Raw genomic sequence first — 19,981 nt, 5'->3', positions numbered from 1 at the left:
CCATGACACACGCATTCGCCGCCGTCGCGCTCGCACTCGTGCTGCTGAGCATGTCCGGGCCGTCACGCGCAGCCGATAAGGCCCCGCCGACCTCTGCGCCCGATACCGAGGCATCCGATCCGCGTGTCCTGGGCTGGATGCAGGGCTTCCCGCCGCCGCCCGACAAGCGCCTGAGTGCGGCCGATGGGTCGTTCTTCCGCTTTCCCGCGCTGCGCTGGAGCGTGGTGCACATGCGGGAGTTCCTGCCCACGGTGGAGGTGTCGCGCGGGCTGGGTGCGCCGGTGCCGCTGCCGGTGGCGCTGGACGGCGCGATCGATGCGATCCGCTTCACGCCCACCGGGGCGCGCGCGCCGATGACCTGGAAGGCTTCGCTGGCGGCCAACTATACCGACGGTCTGGTGGTGCTGCATCGCGGCCGTCTGGTGTACGAGTTCTATGCCGGCGAGCTGCGCGAGGACCGCAGCCATGCCGCGATGTCGGTGACCAAGTCGTTGACCGGCACCTTGGCCGCGATGCTGGCCGCCGAGGGCGTGATCGACCCGGCGGCGCCCGTGACGCGCTACGTACCGGAGCTCGCGGGGTCGGCGTTCGCGGATGTGCGCGTCCGCGACGTGATGGACATGACCACCTGCCTGCGTTACAGCGAGGATTACGCCGATCCGAAAGCGGAAATCTGGGAGTACGCCAAGGCCAGCAATCCATTGCCGCAGCCTGGTGCGGAGGTGGTGGGAACGACGGCCTACCTGCGCACGCTGCAGCCCGAGCCCGGATGCCGGGTGGGCGAGGCGTTCGCCTACAAGACGCCGAATGCCGACGCGCTGGGCTGGATCGTCGCGCGCGCGTCCGGCACGTCGGTCGCAACCCTGCTGTCGGAACGCATCTGGCGCCGCATCGGGATGGAGCAGGCCGGCTACTTCCAGGTGGACGCGACCGGCATGCCGGTGGCCGGCGGTGGCTTCAGCGCCGGCTTGCGCGACATGGCGCGCTTCGGCCAGCTGCTGCTCGACGGCGGGAGCTGGCAGGGCGAACAGCTGATCCCGCGTGCGGTAGTGGAGGACATCCGCAAGGGAGGAAGTCGCGCGGCATTCGCGCGTCCGGGCATGCGGGCCTGGTCGGCTGGTCGTATCGCGACATGTGGTGGGTCACACACAACGCCCATGGCGCATTCGCGGCGCGCGGCGTCCACGGCCAGACCCTCTACATCGACCCGAAGGCGGAGATGGTGATCGTGCGTTTCGCGTCGCACCCGCAGGCGGGCAATGCCGCCAATGATGCGACGTCCCTTCCCGCCTATCAGGTATTGGCCGATCACCTGCTGTCCCGCGACGGGAAGTAGGCGGCGCCTGCGCCCATCGATGCAGTGTGACGCGTGGGGGCGCCGCATCCTCGGCTGACGGGCCGGCGAACCCCCCGTCTCACGGGGGCCGCAGGGGGCTGGTCGCCGACGGACACGTCGGATGCCGGATGCCAACCCGAAGCGGACGTCTTTGCATGTCAGGTGCGGGCGATGGATACGCCACCGTCGACGAGAAAGGCCGTGCCGGTGATGAAACTCGACGCATCCGATGCCAGATGGAGGACGGAGCGTGCGATCTCTTCGGGCAATGCCATGCGCTTCAACGCATGGATGCCCTCCACGAAGGCCTGCACTTCCGGCGTGGCGTCCGGCGCATGGGTGAGGCTGGCGGGCGTGTCGGTGCCTCCGGGGAGGACGGCGTTCACCCGGATACCTTTCGGGCCGTACTCGGCCGCCAGGGCCTTGACCAGGCCTATCTGTCCCGCCTTGCTGGCGGCATACGCCGCCATGCCGGGAAGGCCGGCCGTGTAGCCGACGAAGGAGGACGTGAAGATGAGTGAGCCGCCGCCGCGCGCCAGCATGGCGGGCACCTGATACTTGGCGCCCAGGAACGCGCTGGCAAGGTTCGTATCGAGCATCTCGTGCCATGCGTCGAGCGACATCTCCGTGATGGGCTTGATCTTTCCCACCATCCCTGCATTGTTGAACGCAACGTCAAGGCCACCGAAGCGGTCGACGGCCGTGTCGACCAGGGCCTTGGCCACCTGCTCGTGCTTGATGTCGCCCGGCACCGCGATCGCTTGCCCGCCCTCCGCTTCGATGTCACGGACAAGCGCGTCGAGTTCGGCGGAACGACGTCCGCTCACGACCACACGCGCCCCTTCTCTCGCGAACAGCCTGGCCGTCGCACGTCCAATGCCGGAGCTGGCCCCGGTGACGATGGCCACTTTCTTCGCCAGTACATCCATCTGCAACTCCCGTCTTGTTGTGTCGGGAGAATCTATCGGCCCGTGCGACCCGCCGATATCCGTTTCTTGCGCCCGCAACAAGCATGCCGATACGCCTGCTGATGTGGCATGCCGTGTCGACATGCACGGGCAGGCCTCCGGGTCCACGCGGGCCAATCCGGTCCGGGGGTTGCTTCGGTCCCGCACGTCGCCCTTGGCCGATGCAGGTATCCGTTGAAGATGGCGCTGCGGGCGCGAATCTCCGCGATGCAGGGCGACGTGTTCGATGCTCCCCCATCTCCCATTGCGACAAGGCCTTCATGGGTGACCTGAGTGTGGCGGGTCGGCTGCGTGGCGATTCAGCTCGGGACAGGTATGCTGCCTCCCCTTCCGGCCTGTTTGCCCTTTGCCCAGGCCGCGACATGGCCCGGCGTGACCCGGTATTCGGCCATCGCAGCCCAGTGGACCCTCATTGAAAGCAACCCCTCTCCAATGGAAAACAGACTGGTGCTTCGAGCAGAGCCAGCAGCGACGGCACTATGTCATTGAGCCATGGCTCGATGGCCGCCGCGTGGGTCGTGCCCATGGGTGGTTCGAGTCGGGCGAGCGCTTTGTGCTGGAGAAGATCGAGATCGATTCCAGACAACGCTCGCGCGGCTATGGCAGTACGGTGATTGAACGGCTGCGACAGAAGGCGCGTGACGAGGGATGTCGCGAGCTTGTGATCAACAATGTGCGCGCCAGCAACCACCGGGCCATCTCGCTCTATGAGGCCCTGGGTGCGAAGGCCGTCCCGCTGTCGTCCAGCCTCTGCGCATTCGCCATTTCACCGCCGTAGGCGCATGCCGACACGGGGTCGGGGCAGGTTTTCAGCGTAGGCGTCGGAGAACGATTCCCTCTCGGTGAAAGCACAAGGCCCGCATCAGCGGGCCTCATTGCGGCTCCTGCGTCCGGCGGTCTGTATCACACCGCCTCGAACCGGTTCGCCGCCACGTTCTTCCTGACCTTCGCCGGGTCCCAGATGCGGCCGTTCATGGCGATGTAGACGCCCGTCGGCAGCGACTGCACCGCGCCGATGGCGCAGCCGATGTTGAACTCCGCGTCCGAGCCGCGGAAGCGGGCCGGGCTGAGGGCGCCGGTCATCACGATGGTCTTGTCCGGGATGGAGGCCAGCACATGGCCCGTCTGCACCATGCTGTCGGTGCCGTGCGTCACCAGCACGTGCTTCGTCGGCTGCGCGGCGATGGTGGCGCGGATTAGCTCGCGGTCCTCGTCGGTGATGTGCAGCGAATCCTTGCGCAGGATCGGGATGACCGTGAAGCGGAACGTCACCCCCAGCTCGCGCAGGATCATGCCGATCTGCGGGTCGCCGATCTGGTAGTCGGACTTGTCGTCGAAGTAGATCTTGTCGATCGTGCCACCGGTGGTGACGATCAGCAGCTCGTCCATCTCTGTGCTCCTGCCGGCGCTCACGGCGCGCCTGGCGTTGTGTCCGGGGGTGTCAGGCGGTACGCCTCGCCGTAGTGCCGGCAGATCATGTCTTCCAGTCCCGGCGAAGGCGGTGCGACCACCACGCGATTATCGCCGCTTTCCCGCAGGAACGTGCATTGCGCGTCCCCGCGACCGTCTTCGTCGTACGTGGCGCCACTGCCGTCCACCTGCGCCCGCAGGTCCTGGTTGCCGTCTCCGAGCGGCAGCGACCGCACGGCATCCAGCTTCCACATCAGATAGTTCCAGCTGCAGCAGCTGCTGCGCCCGGCCTGCACCAGCCACCCGTCGATGAACTGCAGCTCGTAATAGCCACCGCTGAAGAAGTGCTGCAGCGTCCGCGTGGCCGGGTCGACCCGGTAGACATCGCCCTCGCAGTTCGGCCCCGCACCGCACGCGCCGAGGATCTCGATCTCATGCAGGCCGTCACCGTCCAGATCCACCAGACTGGCATTGCCCATCGGGGTGTACGTCGTTTCCTGATCGATCTCCAGGCGGTCGCAGGTACGTCCGGCGTCGCACGCGAGCTCGACGATGTGGCGACGCAGCGCTGGCGAAGGGCATTCCGTCCGAACGGTCATCACGCTGCCGTCCCGGTTCTCCACGCGTGCCGGTTCGACGGGTTCGCACACCGCCTCCTGCGCCCATGCGCACGGTGCCAGCGCCCAGAAGAACAGCGCCACGACGCAGCGCATCATCCCTTCCTGCCGAACCGCTTGGCGAACGCCGGCCAGCTGGTGGCCAGCACGATGCCGACCGACAGCACGATGCCCGCCCAGGCGAAGGGCGCCTTCACCGGATCGGCCCAGGCCACCATCACCGCATGTGAGAACCAGAACAGCGCGAACACACCGGCCCAGAATGCCGCCGTGCGCCGGCGCGCCATGACGCCGATCATCAGCAGGATCGGCGGCAGCGCGAACACCAGCAGCGCCAGCGTGTACTGGCGGTCGCCGTAGAACCATACCGCGTACAGGACGGCCAGCAGCTGCAACAGGCCGGCCAGGACCAGGCGCGAGCGTTCCATCAGCACACCTCCAGCCGACGCGCGATGTCGGCCACGCGCCGGCCGAGCGCGCGCGCCAGCGCGGCTTCCTCGTCGCTGGGTTGTGGATCGTCCTCGCCACCGGCCACATGGCTGGCGCCGTACGGCGTGCCGCCGGTGCGCGTGCTGCTCAGCTGCGGCTCGGTGAACGGAATGCCGACGATCACGCAGCCGTGGTGGAGCAGCGGCACCTGCATGGACAGCAGCGTGGATTCCTGCCCGCCGTGCTGAGTGGCGGTGGAGGTGAACACAGCCGCCGGCTTGCCCACCAGCGTGCCGCTGGCCCACTCCGCACCCAGGCCGTCGATGAAGTGCTTCACCGGCGCGGCCATGTTGCCGAAGCGGGTGGGGCTGCCGACGATCAGACCTGCGCACTCGGCCAGGTCCTGCCGGTCCACGTACGGCGCGCCGTCCTCGGGGACGGGCGGTGCCGCCTGCTGGGTCACCGCGGCCACAGGCGGCACGCTGCGCAGGCGCGCGGACATGCCGTCGACTTCGCCCACGCCGCGTGCGATCTGCCGCGCCAGCCTGGCCACGGAACCGCCGCGGCTGTAGTAGAGCACCAGGATCTCGGGCATGGGCCGTCTTCGTCGTTCGGGGAGCGCCTAGTATCGGCGATGTCGCCTCCATGACGCATCGGTTACCCTTCCGTCCATGGAGCCCCTGGACTCGTTGAACCGCTGGACCGAACGTGTGCGCGACCGTGCGCGCATGGGCACGTTCTTCCGCTTCCTGGCCAAGCGCTTCCTCGACGACCGCCTGTTCCAAGCGGCCGGTTCGCTGGCTTACACCACGCTGTTCGCGCTGGTGCCGCTGGCGATGGTGGTGTTCGGCGTGCTGTCGGCGTTCTCCACGTTCCAGGAATGGAGCGACCAGCTGCGCGACTACATCTTCGCCAACTTCCTGCCGGGCGCGGCGGCCAGCCTGAAGGTGAAGCTGGACGGCTTCCTGGCCAACACCGGCAAGCTGACGGCGGTGGGCGTGATCGCCCTGGTGGTGTCGCTGCTGATCACGCTCAACAGCATCGAGGCCACCTTCAACCGCATCTGGCGCGTACGCAGTGCGCGGCCGAAGCTGTCGCGCTTCCTGGTGTACTGGACGGTGCTGACACTGGGCGCGCTGATGGCGGCGGCCTCGCTGGCACTGTCGGCGCGTTTCTACGCGTTGCCGGTGTTCGCCACCAGCGGCGGCAAGTGGCTGCAGGCGTTGTCGCTGAGCGTGGCGCCGGTGCTGATCGAACTGGCGGCCATCGTGGTGATCTACCGCGTGGTGCCGCACCGGACCATCAAGTGGCGCTACGCCGTGGCCGGCGCGCTGCTGGCCACCGTGTTGCTGGAACTGGCCAAATGGGGCCTGGGCGTCTACCTGGGCAGTTTCAACACCTACCAGAAGATCTACGGCGCGGTGGCGGCCGCGCCCATCCTGCTGCTGTGGATCTTCCTGTGCTGGGTGGCGGTGCTGCTGGGTGCGTCGCTGGCGTCGGGCATGGCGGCGTTCCGCTACCAGCCGGTCGCGCTGCGCCTGCCGCTGGGCTACGAAATCTACGGCCTGCTGCGCATGCTGGGCCGCTTCGCGCAGGCGCGTGCGCAGGGCAGGGGGCTGCACAGCGACCAGATCCTGGCGATGGAGCCGATGCTGACCGATTCGCTGATCCAGCAGATGCTGGGCCAGTTGGCCGAAATCAACCTGCTGCGTCGCGACGAGGAAGGCGAGTGGCTGCTGGCGCGCGACCTGGACGACCTGACGCTGTGCGACCTGTACGAAGCCTGCCAGCTGCGCATTCCCGTCGCCGAAGCGCACCTTCCTTTCCATGACGATGCGCTGGGATGCGCGGCGCGGCGCGCGCTGGACGACCTGCGCGTGCCCCTGCGCGAACTGCTGAAGAAGCGCGTCAGCGACCTGTACGTCGAATCCTCCCAGGAGCCTGCATGAAGTCCGTTCCCTCCCTGTCGCTGGCCGTCATGCTGTCGCTGGCCGCCTGCAACGCCGGCTCCGCGCCCTCGGACGCGGCACAACCGGCCATCGAGGCCCACGTGCAGGACGTCGATCCCGACGCGGAGAAACCCGCCGAGCGGACAGCCGAGACACCGACCCTGCAGGTGAAGACGCTGGATGGCGCCGACTACTCATTGGCCGCGCATCGTGGCAAATGGGTGGTGGTGAACTTCTGGGCCACCTGGTGCGCGCCGTGCCTGAAGGAAATGCCGGACCTGTCGGCGCTGGACAAGGACAACGACCACATCGAGGTGATCGGCCTGGCCTACGAGGAAATCGAGGCGGACGAACTGAAAGCATTCCTGGAGGAGCGCCCGGTCGTCTACCCGATCGCGATCCTCGACGTGTACAACCCGCCCGCGGACTTCGCCACGCCGCGCGGCCTGCCGCTGACCTACCTGATCGCGCCCGACGGCAAGGTGGCCAAGCAGTTCCTCGGTCCTGTGACGGGCAGGGAGATCGAAGCGGCCATCGCCGCGTCGGGCGGGCCGAAGGCCGGGGCCTGATGGCCGCTGCGCGCTTTCTGGTCACCGGCAAGGTGCAGGGCGTGTTTTTCCGCGCCTCCACGCGCGAGCGCGCGCTGGCGCTGGGCTTGCGTGGCCGGGCCACCAATCTTGCGGACGGCGGCGTGGAAGTGATCGCCGAGGGCGATGCCGCAGCGCTGGACGCGTTGGAAGCGTGGCTTCACCACGGGCCACCCGCTGCGCGCGTCGAATCGGTCGCTCGCGATGCGTGGACGAGACCGGTAAACGACGGCTTCGTCACCGGCTGAGCTTCCCTCCCCCGCTTCGTGCAGCCGCAGCGCGCGTGCGGTCTGGGCTTCGTCCAGCGGCGGCGGTCGCGCGACCACCGACTGCCTGGGTTCCTTCCAGCCGGGGATCTTGCGTGCGCCCGCCTGGATGCCCTTGGCAGCCAGGCCGGCGAGCACCGGCACGATGCCGCCGCTCTTGCCCAACTGCTCAAGGCTGGTCGGTTCGCGCCAGGTGCGTTCGAATGTGCCGGGTTCGACCTCGATGGGATTGCGGAAGCGGTACAGGTCCACGACTTCCTCCGGCTCGGGCCGGACGGTCAGCGTTTCCAGGGTGGTCGCCGACGGGTCTTGCGTACCCGCCGGGTCCTGCGCCAGCGCGGGCGTCGCCGCCAGCCACACCGCGGCCATGAAGGGCAGGCGCATCGTCAGCCGCCACGCTGTGGCTTGATCGGCTTGAGCACGCCGTAGCGTTCCTTGTGCAGCTTGCCGCGCAGCGGCGGCAGGCCCAGCGGTTCCGCCGGCACGCGGGTGTCGGGCAGGCGGTCCAGCAGGTCGCGGATCATGGTGAGGCGGCCGACGCGCTGGGCGTTGAAATCCACCAGCGTCCACGGGGCATTGGCGGTGTGCGTGGCCTTGAGCATCGCTTCGCGCGCGGCGGTGTAGTCGGCGTACTTCTCGCGCGCCTTCAGGTCGATCGGCGACAGCTTCCAGCTTTTCAGCGGTTCGTCCGCACGCTCGGCGAAGCGTTCCTCCTGCCGGGCCTGGTCCACGCACAGCCAGTACTTGAACAGCAGGATGCCGTCGTCGGTGATGCCGCGTTCGAATACCGGTGCCTGCTGCAGGAAGCGCTGGTACTGTTCATCCGTGCAGTAGCCCATCACCTTCTCGACGCCGGCGCGGTTGTACCAGCTGCGGTCGAACAGCACGATCTCGCCCGCGGCCGGCAGGTGCGCGATATAGCGCTGGAAATACCACTGCGTGGCTTCGCGTTCGCTGGGCTTGGGCAACGCCACCACGCGGCATTGGCGCGGGTTGAGGTGTTCGATGATCGCGCCGATGGCGCCGCCCTTGCCGGCGGTGTCGCGGCCTTCCACCACCACCACGATGCGCGCCCCGCAGTGCGAGGCCCAGCGGGCCATCGCCGCCAGTTCCAGCTGCAGGGGTTTCAGGCGGGCTTCGTAGTCCTTGCGTTTGAGTGGTTTCATCGCGTCGTCCTGTGCGGCGGAGAGGGGGTCAGCGTTTGCGGCGCGCGGCCTGGCCAGCCATGCCGCGGGCGACTTCCAGCAGCGCGCCCTGCTGGCGGGTGTTCAGGGCGCGATAGGCGGCGAGCAGGTCGTGCTCGCCCTGCGTGCGCGCCGGGTCCAGCGTGGAGGCCAGTTCCGACAGCAAAGCGCCCGCCGGCACGCCGAACGCGCGGGCCAGGGCGTTGAGCTGTTCGCTGCCGGGCATTTTCTCGCCGGCCAGCCAGGCCTTGACGGTGGATACGCCGGCCCGCGGGATGGCGGCGGCCAGGTCGGCGGCGGTCAGGCCGCTGGCCTTGGTGAGCAGACGCAGGGTGGCATCGAGCGACATCGGGAGCTCTCCTGGCTCATTCCTTCAGGCGGGGACGCAGCGTGGCGAGGTTGCAGGGCCGCGTGCGCGCATCGAGCTGCGCGCGGATGATCTTTTCCCACGCCGTTCGGCAGGCCGAGGTGGAGCCCGGCAGGCAGAACAGGAAGGTCTGGTTGGCCAGCCCGGCGAAGGCGCGCGACTGCAGCGACGAGGTGCCGATCTCGTCGAAGCTGATCTGCCGGAACAGTTCGCCAAAGCCCGGCATTTCCTTGTCCAACAGTGGCAGCAGCGCTTCGGGCGTGGAATCGCGCCCCGTGAAGCCAGTCCCGCCGGTCACCAGGATGCCGTCCACGGCTGGATCGGCGATCCACTGCGAGACCTGCGCACGCAGGCGATAGCGGTCGTCGGGCAGCAGGGCGCGGGCATGCAGGTGGTGGCCTTCGAGGGCGAGTGCTTCGGCCAGGTAGTCGCCGGAACGGTCTTCGGCCAGGGTGCGGCTGTCGGAAACGGTCAGCACGCAGAGGTGCAACGGGATCAGGTCGTCGGCATGGCTCATGCCCCGCAGCGTAGCGCAATCGTGCGTCAGCGGAGCGGCAGGCGGGAGCGCAGTGTGCCGTCGTACAGCGTCCAGCCCATGTCACGGTACAGGGCCTGCGCGCCGTGGTTGTCGTGGTCGGTTTCCAGTTCCAGCCGCAGTGCGCCGTCGTCGCGGGCGAAGTCGGCGGCGGCGGACAGCAAAGCACGCGCCACGCCCAGCCGGCGGGCTTCGGGCACCACCAGCAGATCGTTGAGGATCCACGTGCGGGCCGCACTGACCGAAGAGAACGCAGGGTACAGCTGGACGAAGCCGACGGCCTGCTCGTCGCGCCAGGCCAGCAGGACCACCGATTCGTCGCGTTCCATCCTGGCCCGGATGAACGCGCGCGCCAGCGATGGATCGCTCGACTGGCCATAGAACATCCGGTACAGGTCGAACAGGTGCGCGACGACGTCCCGGTGGTTCAGGCCCGCGCGGCGGACAACGGTGAGCGTCATGCGGACTCCGTCAGGCGGGCCAGCTCGTCGGCGAGATGCTCGCGGGCAAGGCGGTCGATCAGTGCGTCCAGGTCGCCCTGGATGACGTTGGGCAGGTCGTACAGGGTGAGCCCTTCCACGCGGTGGTCGGTGATGCGGCCCTGCGGGAAGTTGTAGGTGCGGATGCGCTGGCTGCGATCGCCACTGCCCACCTGCAGCTTGCGCGATTCGGCCTGCGCGGCCTGCTGCCTGCTGCGCTCGGCGTCGAGCAGCTGCGCCTTCAGCCGCTTCATCGCCTTGTCGCGGTTGGCGTGCTGGCTGCGCTCGGTCTGGCACTCCACCACCACGCCGGTCGGCACGTGGGTGATGCGGATGGCCGACTCGGTCTTGTTGACGTGCTGGCCACCGGCGCCGGAGGAACGGAAGGTGTCGACCTTCAGGTCGGCCGGGTTGATGACGATCTCGTCCACGTCGTCCACGTCCGGGATGATCGCCACCGTGGCGGCCGAGGTGTGGATGCGGCCCTGCGATTCGGTCTCCGGCACGCGCTGCACGCGGTGGGTGCCCGACTCGAACTTCAGCTTCGAGTACGCACCGCGGCCGACGATGCGGGCGACGATTTCCTTGTAGCCGCCGTGCTCGCCGGGGCTGTCGGATTCGATCTCCACCTTCCAGCCCTGGCGTTCGGCATAGCGCGCATACATGCGGAACAGGTCGCCGGCGAAGATCGCCGCTTCGTCGCCACCCGTGCCGGCGCGCACTTCGAGGAACAGGTTGCCCTCGTCGCGGCTGTCCTTGGGCAGCAGCAACAGCATCAGCTGTTCGTCCAGCCGCGCCAGGCGCTGTTGGGCGGCGGTGATCTCCTCGTCGGCCAGTTCGGCCAGCTCGGGGTCGTCGCGCATCGCCTGCGCCGCGGCCAGGTCGGCCCGGGCACGCTTTTCCTCCGCCATCGCGGTGGCGAGCGGTTCCAGTTGGGCGAACTCGCGCGAGAACGCGCGGAAGCGGTCGCCATCGCCGATCACGTCCGGGTCGGCGAGCAGGCGTTCGAGTTCTTCCCGGCGTTCGGCCAGCGCTTCCAGCTTACGGCGCAGCGTTGGCGTCATCGTCTTTCTTCAGGTGGGAATAGGGCGGCTGGGCCGGGAACAGGCGGTCGGCGGCGCGGGCGAGGTCGGCGTCGCCGTTCAGCGCGGCCTCGCGCAGGGCGGCCGTCGGTGGGTGCAGCAGCCGGTTGGTCAGCGTGTGGGCCAGGAAGTCGAGCACCTGTTCCGGTTCACGCCCATTCGCCAGTTGCTGGCGTGCCTTGGCCAGCACGTCCTCGCGCGTCGCCTCGCCCAGGGCGCGCAGGCGCTTGAGCGGCTCGGTGCGCGCGCCGGCGCGCAGGCTCTCCATGAACCGGCCCACCTGCACGTCGATGATGGCTTCGGCCGCATCGGCGGCTTCGCGCCGGCTGCGCCGGTTGTCCTCGACCGCGCGCTCCAGGTCGTCGACCGTGTACAGGTAGGCATCGCGCAGGTCCGCCACCGAGGCGTCGATATCGCGCGGCACGGCCAGGTCGAACAGCAGCATCGGCTTGTGCCTGCGCGCGGCGAGCGCAGCGGCGACCTGCGCGTGGCGCACCACCGGCTCGCGCGCGGCGGTGGCGGAGAAGACCACGTCGGCCTCGGCCAGGTGGCGGTCCAGTTCGGCCAGCGGCAGGGCATAGCCGCCGTGGCGGCTGGCCAGTTCCTGCGCATGCGCGAGCGTGCGGTTCGCCACCAGCAGCCGGCGCACGCGCCCTTCGCTGAGATGCTTGGCGGCCAGTTCGATGGTTTCGCCGGCGCCGACCAGCAGCACCGTGGATTCGCTGAGGCGGGCGAAGGAGTTCTGCGCCAGGCGCACGGCGGTGGAGGCCACCGACACCGGGTTGGCGCCCACCCGCGTATCGGTGCGCGCACGCTTGGCCACGGCGAAGGTCTGCTGGAACAGCCGGTCCAGGCGGTTGCCGAGCGCGCCGTGCTCGCGCGCCGTGGCCCAGGCGCCCTTTACCTGGCCGAGGATCTGCGGTTCGCCCAGCACCATCGAATCCAGGCCGGTGGCCACCCGGAACAGGTGGCGCACCGCATCGGCGTCGCGATGCCGGTACAGATAGCCTTCCAAGCCTTCGGCATGGGTGGCCAGCCAGCTGGACAGCACGTCGCCATCTTCGGCCACGGCGTAGAGTTCGGTGCGGTTGCAGGTGGACAGCAGGGCGGCTTCGGCCACGTCCGGCAACGCGCGCAGCGACGACAACGCATGCGGCACCGTGCCGGCGTCGAACGCCACCCGTTCGCGCAGGTCGACCGGCGCGGTCTGGTGGTTCAATCCGAGGACCCACAACGTCATCGTTCAGGTGCTTGCAGTAAGCTGCTGGCTCATCAGGGTCGCCATTTTACGGCCCACGTGAGTTTCATGCCCGAAATGATTCGTACCCGTCTGGCGATGCTGGCGCTGGTGGCCCTGGCACCCGTGGCGCTGGCCGCCCCGTCCACGCGTCCCGTCGAGCCGAAGGACGATGCGCTGACCACGGTCATGGCCGGCGAGTTCGCCCTGCAGGCCGGCCAGTTGCCCGATGCGGCGCGCTGGTACCTGGATGCGGCCCGGCGGGACGACGATGCCGGCCTCGCGGAGCGCGCCACACGCATCGCCCTGCTGGCGAAGGACGATGCGCGCGCTGCCGAGGCACTGAAGCTGTGGCGGGCCAGATCGCCGCGCACGCTGGCCCTGCGGGGCGCCGAAGCCACGCTGGCCCTGCGCCAGGGGCAGGGTCGCCAGGCCCGTCGGGAGCTGGCCGGCCTGATGCAGGATCCGGACGAACTGGGCTGGCGGTATGCGCTCACCGCGCTGGCCAGCGGAGGCAAGGATCCGGAACTGGCACCGCGGTTGCTGCGGGAGCTGGTCGATCAGGGCGCCATCCCCGACACCCTGCAGGCCTGGCTGGCGTTCACGGGGCTGGCCCAGCAGATGGACCAGCCGGTGCTGGCCGAGCGCATGGTGGCCAACGTGGTGAAGCGCTTCTCCGGCGAGCCGCAGGTAGCCCTGCTGCAGGCCAGCCAGTTGCAGCAGGCCGGCCGCAAGGACGAAGCGAAAACGGTGCTGGACGGTCTGCTGCCGAAGGCGGCGGGCGATGCGGCGCTGCGCCTCAAGCTGGCGGAAGAGTACGACCGGCTGGGCGACCCGGCGGCGGCCTCGCGGGCGATGGGGCAGGGTCCGCAGGACACCCTGACCTACGGCCTTCGGGCGCAGCTGCTGGCCAAGGCCGACGACAAGCAGGCACTGGATGCGTTGTATGAAGAGTTGAAGCGGGCGTCCACCGGGAAGGACCCGGCGACGGCCTACAGCCCGGAACGTCGCCTGCTGCTGGGCCAGATGGCCGAGTTCCTCGAGCGGCGCGAGGAAGCGCTGGCGTGGTACCGCAGCGGGCCTGCCGGCGAACAGCGCGCCGAGGCGCGCCTGAGGGCGATCAAGACTCTGTTCGACCTGGAACGCAAGGACGAAGCCTTCGCCGAGGCGCGACGGCTCCAGGCCGATGCCGAGGTCGGCGACGGGACCCGTCGCGACGCCTATCTGATGGAAGCCGAGCTGCGCCACGAGGACCGGCAGGACGCGGGTGAACTGGAGGTCTTCGCGCGTGGGCTGGCCGCCTATCCCGACGACCTGGCGCTGCTGTATTCGCGCGGCCTGGCGTGGGAGCGCCGCGACCGCATCGACCATGCCGAAGCCGATTTCCGCCGGATCCTGGTGATCGAGCCGGACAACGTCGCCGCGCTCAATGCATTGGGCTATACGCTGGCCGACCGCACCACGCGCTACCAGGAGGCGCTGGAGCTGATCGATCGCGCCCGCGCCGCCGCGCCCGAGGATGCGGCGATCATCGACAGCTACGGCTGGGTCCTCTATCGATTGGGGCGCAACGCCGAGGCGCTGGTGGAGCTGCGCCGGGCTTTCACCCTGCAGAAGGACGCCGAGATCGCCGCGCATGTCGCGGAGGTGCTGTGGGTGATGGGGCAGAAGGATGAGGCGCGCAGGTTCTTCGAGGAGGCGCGCAAGATCGATCCCGACAACCGCTCGCTGCAGCGGGCGCTGGAGAAGACGGGCGCATGAAGGTTTCAGGAATGCTGTGGGCGGGGCTGGTGGCCCTGTCGTTGGCAGGCTGCGCCACGCGCGGACCAGCCGTGGACTCGCCGGTCCTGCGCGATCCGGAAGCGCTCGCGGCCGCGCAGGCGTCGCAGGCCACGCGGGCCGCATGGCTGGCTTCGCAGGCGGACTGGTCGTTCTCCGGGCGGGTGGCCGTCAGCGCCAACGGCAAGGGCGGCAGCGGCCGCATCGATTGGGAGCAGGCCGACGCCTGCTACGAGGTTGCCCTCAGTGCGCCGGTCACACGCCAGAGCTGGCGCCTGGCCGGCGATCTGCAGACCGGTGCAGGCCGTCTGGAGGGATTGGAGGGCGGAACCCGTGAGGGCAGCAACGCGGCGGACCTGTTGAGGCAGGCTACCGGCTGGGATATCCCCGTGGCCTCGATGGTGCACTGGGCCCGCGGCCTGGCGGACCCAGCCGCGGGCGTGGAGGGGTTGGAATACGACACCCAGGGTCGCCTGCGCGCCCTCTCGCAGCATGGCTGGCGCGTCGACTACCTTGACTGGTTTCCGGCTGAGGGCGCGCGCCCCGTCCTGCCTCGCCGGGTGGAGGCGCGTCGCGACGGCGCGGCGGTGAAGCTTGCCGTCGATCAGTGGCAGATGGCGCCGCAGTGAGCCTGTTTCCCGCCGAAGAAGGCTGGTCCACGTGGCCGGCCCCCGCCAAGCTCAACCTCGCGCTGCAGATCACCGGCCGGCGGGCCGATGGCTACCACCTGTTGCAGACCGTGTTCCGGCTGCTGGCGTGGGGTGACCACATCCACCTGCGTCCCCGTCCCGACGGGGCGATCCGACGGGTCGGAGCCTCAGTCCCCGGTGTGGTCGAGGATGACGATCTGGTCATCAAGGCTGCGAAACTTCTGCAAAAAGTCGCCAAAGCTAACCAAGGTGCGGATATCGGCGTCGAAAAGCGCATTCCGGCCGGAGGAGGCTTCGGTGGCGGATCATCCGACGCCGCGACGGTGCTGGTGGTGCTGGACCATCTGTGGGGCTGCAAGTTGGGCCCGGACCGGCTGGCAGGGTTGGGCCTGCAGCTCGGGGCGGACGTTCCGGTCTTCGTCCGCGGCCAGAATGCCTGGGCGGAAGGCGTGGGCGAGCTCCTGACCCCGCTGGACCTGCCCCCGGCGTGGTACCTGCTGGTCGATCCGGGCGTCCACGTGCCCACCGCGGCGCTGTTCGCGTCCCCGGATTTGACGCGTGATGCTGCACCCGCGAAAATATCGGACTTCGTTTCGGGATCACTGCTCGGCAACGCGTTCGAGCCGGTCGTGCGTCGCCGGGAGCCTGCCATCGAGGCGGTCTTCCAGGCCCTTTCGCACATCGGTACGCCACGCTTGACCGGTTCCGGCGGCGGCTGCTTCGTGGAGTTCGCCGACCGGACCGCCGCCGAGGCTGCGCTGGCGCTCCTGCCGGCCGGGCTGCGTGCCTGGGTGGGGGAGGGCGCGGCGCGCTCGCCGCTGCTGGATGCGCTGGCGCAGGTCCGCGGAACGGAGAAAAACGCCTCGGGGCGTCGCCAAGTGGTTAAGGCACCGGGTTTTGATCCCGGCATTCGTAGGTTCGAATCCTTCCGCCCCTGCCAATCCAGTCCTGCCGCATCCGCCGAGACGACCCATGCAAGACGAACGTAACCTGCTTGTGTTCTCCGGCAACGCCAACAAGCCGTTGGCCAACAGCATCTGTCGCGAACTGGGTGTGCGTCCCGGCAAGGCGCTGGTGTCCCGGTTCTCCGACGGCGAAGTGCAGGTGGAGATCCAGGAGAACGTCCGCCGGCAGGAAGTGTTCGTCGTGCAGCCGACCTGCGCGCCGAGCGCCGAGAACCTGGTGGAACTGCTGGTGCTGATCGACGCGCTGAAGCGCGCATCGGCCAGCAGCGTCACCGCGGTGGTGCCGTATTTCGGCTACGCCCGCCAGGATCGCCGCATGCGCTCCTCGCGCGTGCCGATCACGGCGAAGGTGGCGGCGAAGATGTTCGGCGCGGTGACCGCCGACCGCGTGCTGACGGTCGATCTGCACGCCGACCAGATCCAGGGTTTCTTCGACATCCCGGTGGACAACGTGTACGCCTCCCCGCTGCTGCTGGCCGACATCTGGCGCGCCTACGGCACGGAGAACCTGCTGGTCGTGTCGCCCGACGTGGGTGGCGTGGTGCGCGCCCGTGCGGTCGCCAAGCGCCTGGACGACGCCGACCTGGCGATCATCGACAAGCGCCGTCCGCGCGCCAACGTGGCCACGGTGATGAACATCATCGGCGACGTGGAAGGCAAGGACTGCGTGCTGGTGGACGACATCGTCGACACGGCCGGCACCCTCTGCGCCGCCGCGGCGGCGCTGAAGCAGCACGGCGCCAACAAGGTGGCGGCGTACTGCACCCATCCCGTGCTCTCGGGCCCGGCGGTGGACAACCTGAACAACTCGGTGCTCGACGAACTCGTCGTCACCGACACCATCCCGCTCTCGCCGCAGGCGCAGGGCTGCAGCAAGATCCGCCAGCTGTCGGTGGCGGAACTGCTGGCGGAAACGATCCGCCGCATCGCCTTCGGCGAATCGGTCAGTTCGCTGTACGTGGATTGAGTCTCCGCCGCGCGCCGGCTAATCGGGGCGTGGCTTTTCGGGTTCATCTGGTCGCGGATGAGCCTTCATCGGGCCGCCGCAAGGCGATCCAACAACCTGGGTAGTGAAGAAACATGGCAAACACGCATGAAATCAAGGTGCAGCGCCGCGAGGACGAGGGTAAGGGTGCGAGCCGCCGCCTCCGTCACGCCGGCCAGGTGCCCGCCATCGTCTACGGTGGCGAACTCAATCCGGTCAGCATCCAGCTGAACCACAACGAGGTCTGGCTGGCCAGCCAGAACGACTGGTTCTACTCGTCCATCCTGGACCTGAGCCTCAATGGCGACATCCAGAAGGTGCTGCTGCGTGACATGCAGCGCCACCCGTTCAAGCAGCAGATCATGCACCTGGACTTCCAGCGCGTGAACGAGAACGAGACGCTGCGCACCGCGGTGCCGCTGCACTTCCTCAACGAGGACAAGTCGCCGGCCGGCAAGTCCGCCGAGGTCGTGGTCACCCACGAGCTGAACGAAGTCGTCGTCGAGTGCCTGCCGAAGGACCTGCCGGAGTTCATCGAGATCGACCTGGCCGACCTGGCCATCGGTGCGGTGGTCCACCTGTCCGACATCAAGCTGCCGGCCGGTGTCGTCATTCCCGAGCTGAAGCTGGGCAAGGAACACGACGTCGCCGTCGTGATCGCCAAGCACGGCAAGGAAGAGGCCGAGGAAGCTCCCGTGGAGTCGGCCGAAGTGCCGGCGGCCAAGGTCGCCAAGAAGGACGACAAGTAATCGCGTGAGCCCTCGCCCGCTCCGGCGGGCGAGGGTGCGCGATGCGTCCCCATGGCAGGCCTGCGCCTCATCGTCGGACTGGGTAATCCCGGTGCCGAACATGCCCGAACCCGGCACAACGCCGGGTTCCATTTTGTCGACGCCCTGGCGGAGCGGCAGGGTGAGCGCTTCGGCCTGGACGGCCAGCTGTTCGGCGAGACCGCCAAGGTCGTCGTAGCCGGGCAGCCGGTGTGGCTGCTGAAGCCGGCCACCTACATGAACCTGAGCGGCAAGTCGGTCGCGGCGGCGCTGCGGTTCTGGAAGATCGCGCCGGAAGAGGCGCTGCTGGCGCATGATGAGCTGGATCTGGCGCCCGGTGTGGCCAGGCTGAAGTTCGACGGCGGCCATGGCGGCCAGAACGGGTTGCGCGACACCATCCAGCACCTGGGTCATGGCAAGTTCCACCGCCTGCGCATCGGCATCGGCCATCCCGGCCACAAGGACCGGGTGACCAGCTGGGTGCTGGGCAAGCCGGGCAAGGACGACGAGATCCTGATCGCGCGGGCCATCGACGATGCGCTGGACGTGCTGCCGCTGGCCGTATCGGGCAATTTCATGGATGCGATGACGCGGTTGCATACGCCCAAGGCGTGAGATTGGAGATTGGGGAGTCGGGATTCGCAGGCCGCTGCCTGGCGAATCCCGAATCCCGAATCACTAATCCTGGATTCAAACGATGGGCATCAAATGCGGCATCGTCGGCCTGCCGAACGTCGGCAAGTCGACCCTGTTCAACGCGCTGACCAAGGCGGGCATCGCCGCGGCCAACTTCCCGTTCTGCACCATCGAGCCCAATGTGGGCGTGGTGCCGGTGCCGGACCCGCGCCTCAACCAGCTGGCCGAGATCATCAACCCGCAGAAGGTCATCCCGACCGCGGTCGAGTTCGTCGACATCGCCGGTCTGGTGGCGGGCGCGGCCAGCGGTGAGGGTCTGGGCAACAAGTTCCTGGCCCACATCCGCGAGGTCGACGCCATCACCCACGTGGTGCGCTGCTTCGAGAACGACGACGTCATCCACGTCAACAACCGGATCGACCCGATCTCGGACATCGACACCATCGACACCGAGCTGGCGCTGGCCGACCTGGAGAGCGTGGAAAAGGCGCTCAACCGCGCCGAGCGTTCGGCCAAGGCGGGGGAAAAGGACGCCATCGCCCGCAAGCCCGTGCTGCAGAAGCTGCAGGCCGGCCTGAACGACGGCAAGCCGGGGCGCGCGCTGGGGCTGGACGAAGAGGAGAAGGCGCTGGTCCGCGACCTGTTCCTGTTGACCCTCAAGCCGGTCATGTACGTGGCCAACGTGCTGGAGGACGGGTTCGAGAACAATCCGCACCTGGAGGCCGTGCGTGCCCGCGCCGCGACCGAGGGGGCCCAGGTGGTGCCGGTGTCGGCCGCCATCGAGGAAGAGCTGTCCCAGCTGGACGACGCCGACCGGGACGCCTTCCTGGCCGATCTGGGGCTGGACGAGCCGGGCCTGAACCGGGTGATCCGGGCCGCCTACGCCCTGCTGGGCTTGCAGACCTACTTCACTGCCGGCGGGAAGGAAGTCCGGGCCTGGACCGTCCGGGCGGGCTCCACCGCGCCGCAGGCGGCGGCCGTGATCCATACCGATTTCGAAAAGGGCTTCATCCGCGCCGAAACCATCGCCTTCGACGACTTCATCAAGTACCGGGGCGAAGCGGGAGCCCGCGATGCCGGCCGCCTGCGGCTGGAGGGCAAGGAGTATCGGGTCCAGGAGGGCGACGTCCTGCACTTCCGGTTCAACGTCTGAGAAAAAAATGTGTCGGGCGCGTTGACAGACGCATCCGCACACGCCAAAATCTCGGGCTGTTTCACCCTGGTTTGATTTGGCCGCCAGGCCTGGTCAGTCCGGTGATACCGGAGGGATACCCAAGCGGCCAACGGGGGCAGACTGTAAATCTGCTGGCTTACGCCTTCGGTGGTTCGAATCCACCTCCCTCCACCAGTTTTCCGTTGTTGTTTCGAGTTGTAGTGGTCTCCCGGTGCGGGAGTAGTTCAATGGTAGAACTGTAGCCTTCCAAGCTACTAGTGCGGGTTCGATTCCCGTCTCCCGCTCCACTGAACGCCCGTACAGGGTCTGCAGCAAGTCCAGGCAACACGAACAGGTTTCACGCTCACGTAGCTCAGTCGGTAGAGCACCTCCTTGGTAAGGAGGAGGTCGATGGTTCGATTCCATTCGTGAGCACCACTTCCCATTGACGATTCACGCGAGAACTAGCAGCCATGGCAAAGGGTAAATTCGAACGCACCAAGCCGCACGTGAACGTGGGCACGATTGGCCACGTTGACCACGGCAAGACGACGCTGACGGCGGCGCTGACGAAGATCGGCGCGGAGCGTTTCGGTGGCG

General features: G+C 68.3%; 23 protein-coding genes, 4 tRNA genes and 1 pseudogene. 17 read left to right on the top strand and 11 right to left on the bottom strand.

Annotation, left to right across the window (positions count from 1 at the left end; genetic code table 11):
• Nucleotides 1-2 precede the first annotated feature (2 nt).
• Nucleotides 3-1,226 carry a serine hydrolase domain-containing protein gene (locus tag CSC76_RS12885; protein WP_238394969.1) on the top strand — a complete coding sequence of 408 codons (1,224 nt, stop codon included), beginning with the start codon at nt 3-5 and terminating at the stop codon, nt 1,224-1,226.
• Between the two features lie 268 nt (nt 1,227-1,494).
• Here the strand turns inward: CSC76_RS12885 and CSC76_RS12880 are convergent, their stop codons facing one another.
• Nucleotides 1,495-2,265 (bottom strand): SDR family oxidoreductase, encoded by a 771-nt coding sequence (locus tag CSC76_RS12880; RefSeq protein ID WP_162110406.1) that lies wholly within the window; start codon nt 2,263-2,265, stop codon nt 1,495-1,497.
• Between the two features lie 451 nt (nt 2,266-2,716).
• On the opposite strand from CSC76_RS12880, the gene CSC76_RS12875 reads away from it, so the two are divergent.
• Nucleotides 2,717-3,082 (top strand): GNAT family N-acetyltransferase, encoded by a 366-nt coding sequence (locus CSC76_RS12875; RefSeq protein ID WP_162110405.1) that lies wholly within the window; start codon nt 2,717-2,719, stop codon nt 3,080-3,082.
• 125 nt (nt 3,083-3,207) lie between these two features.
• On the opposite strand, the gene CSC76_RS12870 is transcribed toward CSC76_RS12875, so the two are convergent.
• Genes CSC76_RS12870 through wrbA form a run of 4 tightly spaced genes read right to left on the bottom strand, consistent with a single transcriptional unit; the run spans nt 3,208 to nt 5,355 of the window.
• Entirely contained in the window at nt 3,208-3,693 is a 486-nt protein-coding gene (locus CSC76_RS12870) for an asparaginase domain-containing protein (protein ID WP_142125875.1), read from the bottom strand.
• 20 nt (nt 3,694-3,713) lie between these two features.
• Nucleotides 3,714-4,427 (bottom strand): hypothetical protein, encoded by a 714-nt coding sequence (locus tag CSC76_RS12865; RefSeq protein ID WP_162110404.1) that lies wholly within the window; start codon nt 4,425-4,427, stop codon nt 3,714-3,716.
• Complete coding sequence (locus tag CSC76_RS12860; RefSeq protein WP_162110403.1) at nt 4,427-4,759, bottom strand: DUF2069 domain-containing protein; 333 nt, start codon at nt 4,757-4,759, stop codon at nt 4,427-4,429. The genes CSC76_RS12865 and CSC76_RS12860 overlap by 1 nt, the downstream gene beginning before the upstream one ends.
• Nucleotides 4,759-5,355 carry an NAD(P)H:quinone oxidoreductase gene (gene wrbA, locus CSC76_RS12855; protein WP_162110402.1) on the bottom strand — a complete coding sequence of 199 codons (597 nt, stop codon included), beginning with the start codon at nt 5,353-5,355 and terminating at the stop codon, nt 4,759-4,761. The genes CSC76_RS12860 and wrbA overlap by 1 nt, the downstream gene beginning before the upstream one ends.
• 76 nt (nt 5,356-5,431) lie before the next feature.
• Here wrbA and CSC76_RS12850 point away from each other — a divergent pair, with 76 nt between their 5' ends.
• From CSC76_RS12850 to CSC76_RS12840, 3 genes are read left to right on the top strand one after another with little or no spacing between them, the layout of a single operon-like run.
• Nucleotides 5,432-6,709 carry a YihY family inner membrane protein gene (locus CSC76_RS12850; RefSeq protein ID WP_162110401.1) on the top strand — a complete coding sequence of 426 codons (1,278 nt, stop codon included), beginning with the start codon at nt 5,432-5,434 and terminating at the stop codon, nt 6,707-6,709.
• On the top strand, nt 6,706-7,278 hold the full coding sequence (locus CSC76_RS12845; protein WP_162110400.1) for a TlpA family protein disulfide reductase: 573 nt from the start codon (nt 6,706-6,708) through the stop codon (nt 7,276-7,278). Before CSC76_RS12850 ends, CSC76_RS12845 begins: the two co-directional genes overlap by 4 nt.
• The gene (locus CSC76_RS12840) at nt 7,278-7,544 is read left to right on the top strand and encodes an acylphosphatase (protein WP_162110399.1); all 267 of its coding nucleotides are present in this window, start codon (nt 7,278-7,280) and stop codon (nt 7,542-7,544) included. The genes CSC76_RS12845 and CSC76_RS12840 overlap by 1 nt, the downstream gene beginning before the upstream one ends.
• A 404-nt stretch (nt 7,545-7,948) precedes the next feature.
• Here CSC76_RS12840 and ppk2 read toward each other — a convergent pair whose 3' ends face one another.
• The 6 genes from ppk2 to hemA are packed head-to-tail and all read right to left on the bottom strand — an operon-like array spanning nt 7,949 to nt 12,449.
• Nucleotides 7,949-8,728: a polyphosphate kinase 2 gene (ppk2, locus tag CSC76_RS12835; RefSeq protein ID WP_162110398.1), complete on the bottom strand. Its 780-nt coding sequence runs from the start codon at nt 8,726-8,728 to the stop codon at nt 7,949-7,951.
• Between the two features lie 28 nt (nt 8,729-8,756).
• Nucleotides 8,757-9,095 (bottom strand): helix-turn-helix domain-containing protein, encoded by a 339-nt coding sequence (locus CSC76_RS12830; RefSeq protein ID WP_162110397.1) that lies wholly within the window; start codon nt 9,093-9,095, stop codon nt 8,757-8,759.
• Between the two features lie 16 nt (nt 9,096-9,111).
• A complete protein-coding gene (moaB, locus tag CSC76_RS12825; protein ID WP_162110396.1) occupies nt 9,112-9,630 on the bottom strand; it encodes a molybdenum cofactor biosynthesis protein B in 519 nt (172 codons plus the stop codon).
• A gap of 26 nt (nt 9,631-9,656) precedes the next feature.
• Nucleotides 9,657-10,109 carry a GNAT family N-acetyltransferase gene (locus CSC76_RS12820; protein WP_162110395.1) on the bottom strand — a complete coding sequence of 151 codons (453 nt, stop codon included), beginning with the start codon at nt 10,107-10,109 and terminating at the stop codon, nt 9,657-9,659.
• Nucleotides 10,106-11,191, bottom strand: a complete 1,086-nt coding sequence (gene prfA, locus CSC76_RS12815; protein ID WP_162110394.1) for a peptide chain release factor 1 — start codon at nt 11,189-11,191, stop codon at nt 10,106-10,108. Before prfA ends, CSC76_RS12820 begins: the two co-directional genes overlap by 4 nt.
• Complete coding sequence (hemA, locus tag CSC76_RS12810) at nt 11,169-12,449, bottom strand: glutamyl-tRNA reductase (RefSeq protein ID WP_162110393.1); 1,281 nt, start codon at nt 12,447-12,449, stop codon at nt 11,169-11,171. Before hemA ends, prfA begins: the two co-directional genes overlap by 23 nt.
• Nucleotides 12,450-12,515: 66 nt before the next feature.
• Here hemA and CSC76_RS12805 point away from each other — a divergent pair, with 66 nt between their 5' ends.
• The 12 genes and pseudogenes from CSC76_RS12805 to CSC76_RS12750 all read left to right on the top strand — a co-directional run.
• Complete coding sequence (locus CSC76_RS12805; RefSeq protein WP_162110392.1) at nt 12,516-14,207, top strand: tetratricopeptide repeat protein; 1,692 nt, start codon at nt 12,516-12,518, stop codon at nt 14,205-14,207.
• Complete coding sequence (gene lolB / locus CSC76_RS12800; RefSeq protein WP_162110391.1) at nt 14,204-14,854, top strand: lipoprotein insertase outer membrane protein LolB; 651 nt, start codon at nt 14,204-14,206, stop codon at nt 14,852-14,854. The genes CSC76_RS12805 and lolB overlap by 4 nt, the downstream gene beginning before the upstream one ends.
• Nucleotides 14,833-15,693: pseudogene (ispE, locus tag CSC76_RS19420) on the top strand (4-(cytidine 5'-diphospho)-2-C-methyl-D-erythritol kinase); the annotation flags it as partial. The gene lolB and the pseudogene ispE, both read left to right, overlap by 22 nt.
• A gap of 46 nt (nt 15,694-15,739) precedes the next feature.
• A tRNA-Gln gene (locus tag CSC76_RS12790) sits at nt 15,740-15,815 on the top strand.
• Between the two features lie 32 nt (nt 15,816-15,847).
• Nucleotides 15,848-16,807 carry a ribose-phosphate diphosphokinase gene (locus tag CSC76_RS12785; RefSeq protein WP_162110390.1) on the top strand — a complete coding sequence of 320 codons (960 nt, stop codon included), beginning with the start codon at nt 15,848-15,850 and terminating at the stop codon, nt 16,805-16,807.
• A 113-nt stretch (nt 16,808-16,920) separates the two neighbouring features.
• Nucleotides 16,921-17,574: a 50S ribosomal protein L25/general stress protein Ctc gene (locus CSC76_RS12780; RefSeq protein ID WP_162110389.1), complete on the top strand. Its 654-nt coding sequence runs from the start codon at nt 16,921-16,923 to the stop codon at nt 17,572-17,574.
• Between the two features lie 51 nt (nt 17,575-17,625).
• Nucleotides 17,626-18,207, top strand: coding sequence for an aminoacyl-tRNA hydrolase (gene pth, locus CSC76_RS12775; RefSeq protein WP_162110388.1), 582 nt, complete (start codon nt 17,626-17,628; stop codon nt 18,205-18,207).
• Between the two features lie 82 nt (nt 18,208-18,289).
• Nucleotides 18,290-19,381, top strand: coding sequence for a redox-regulated ATPase YchF (gene ychF, locus CSC76_RS12770; protein WP_162110387.1), 1,092 nt, complete (start codon nt 18,290-18,292; stop codon nt 19,379-19,381).
• Nucleotides 19,382-19,490: 109 nt separating this feature from the next.
• Nucleotides 19,491-19,576, top strand: a tRNA-Tyr gene (locus tag CSC76_RS12765).
• 39 nt (nt 19,577-19,615) lie between these two features.
• A tRNA-Gly gene (locus CSC76_RS12760) sits at nt 19,616-19,689 on the top strand.
• 54 nt (nt 19,690-19,743) lie between these two features.
• Nucleotides 19,744-19,819, top strand: a tRNA-Thr gene (locus CSC76_RS12755).
• 35 nt (nt 19,820-19,854) lie between these two features.
• Nucleotides 19,855-19,981, top strand: a 127-nt coding sequence (locus CSC76_RS12750; protein ID WP_049472805.1) for a GTP-binding protein, incomplete at its 3' end; no start/stop codon positions are given.

This window comes from Pseudoxanthomonas mexicana, from assembly GCF_010093385.1.
GTDB classification, from domain to species: Bacteria; Pseudomonadota; Gammaproteobacteria; order Xanthomonadales; family Xanthomonadaceae; genus Pseudoxanthomonas_A; species Pseudoxanthomonas_A mexicana.
The sequence above is the reverse complement of the archived record's forward strand: the minus strand, read 5'-3'. Positions and strand labels throughout refer to the sequence as shown.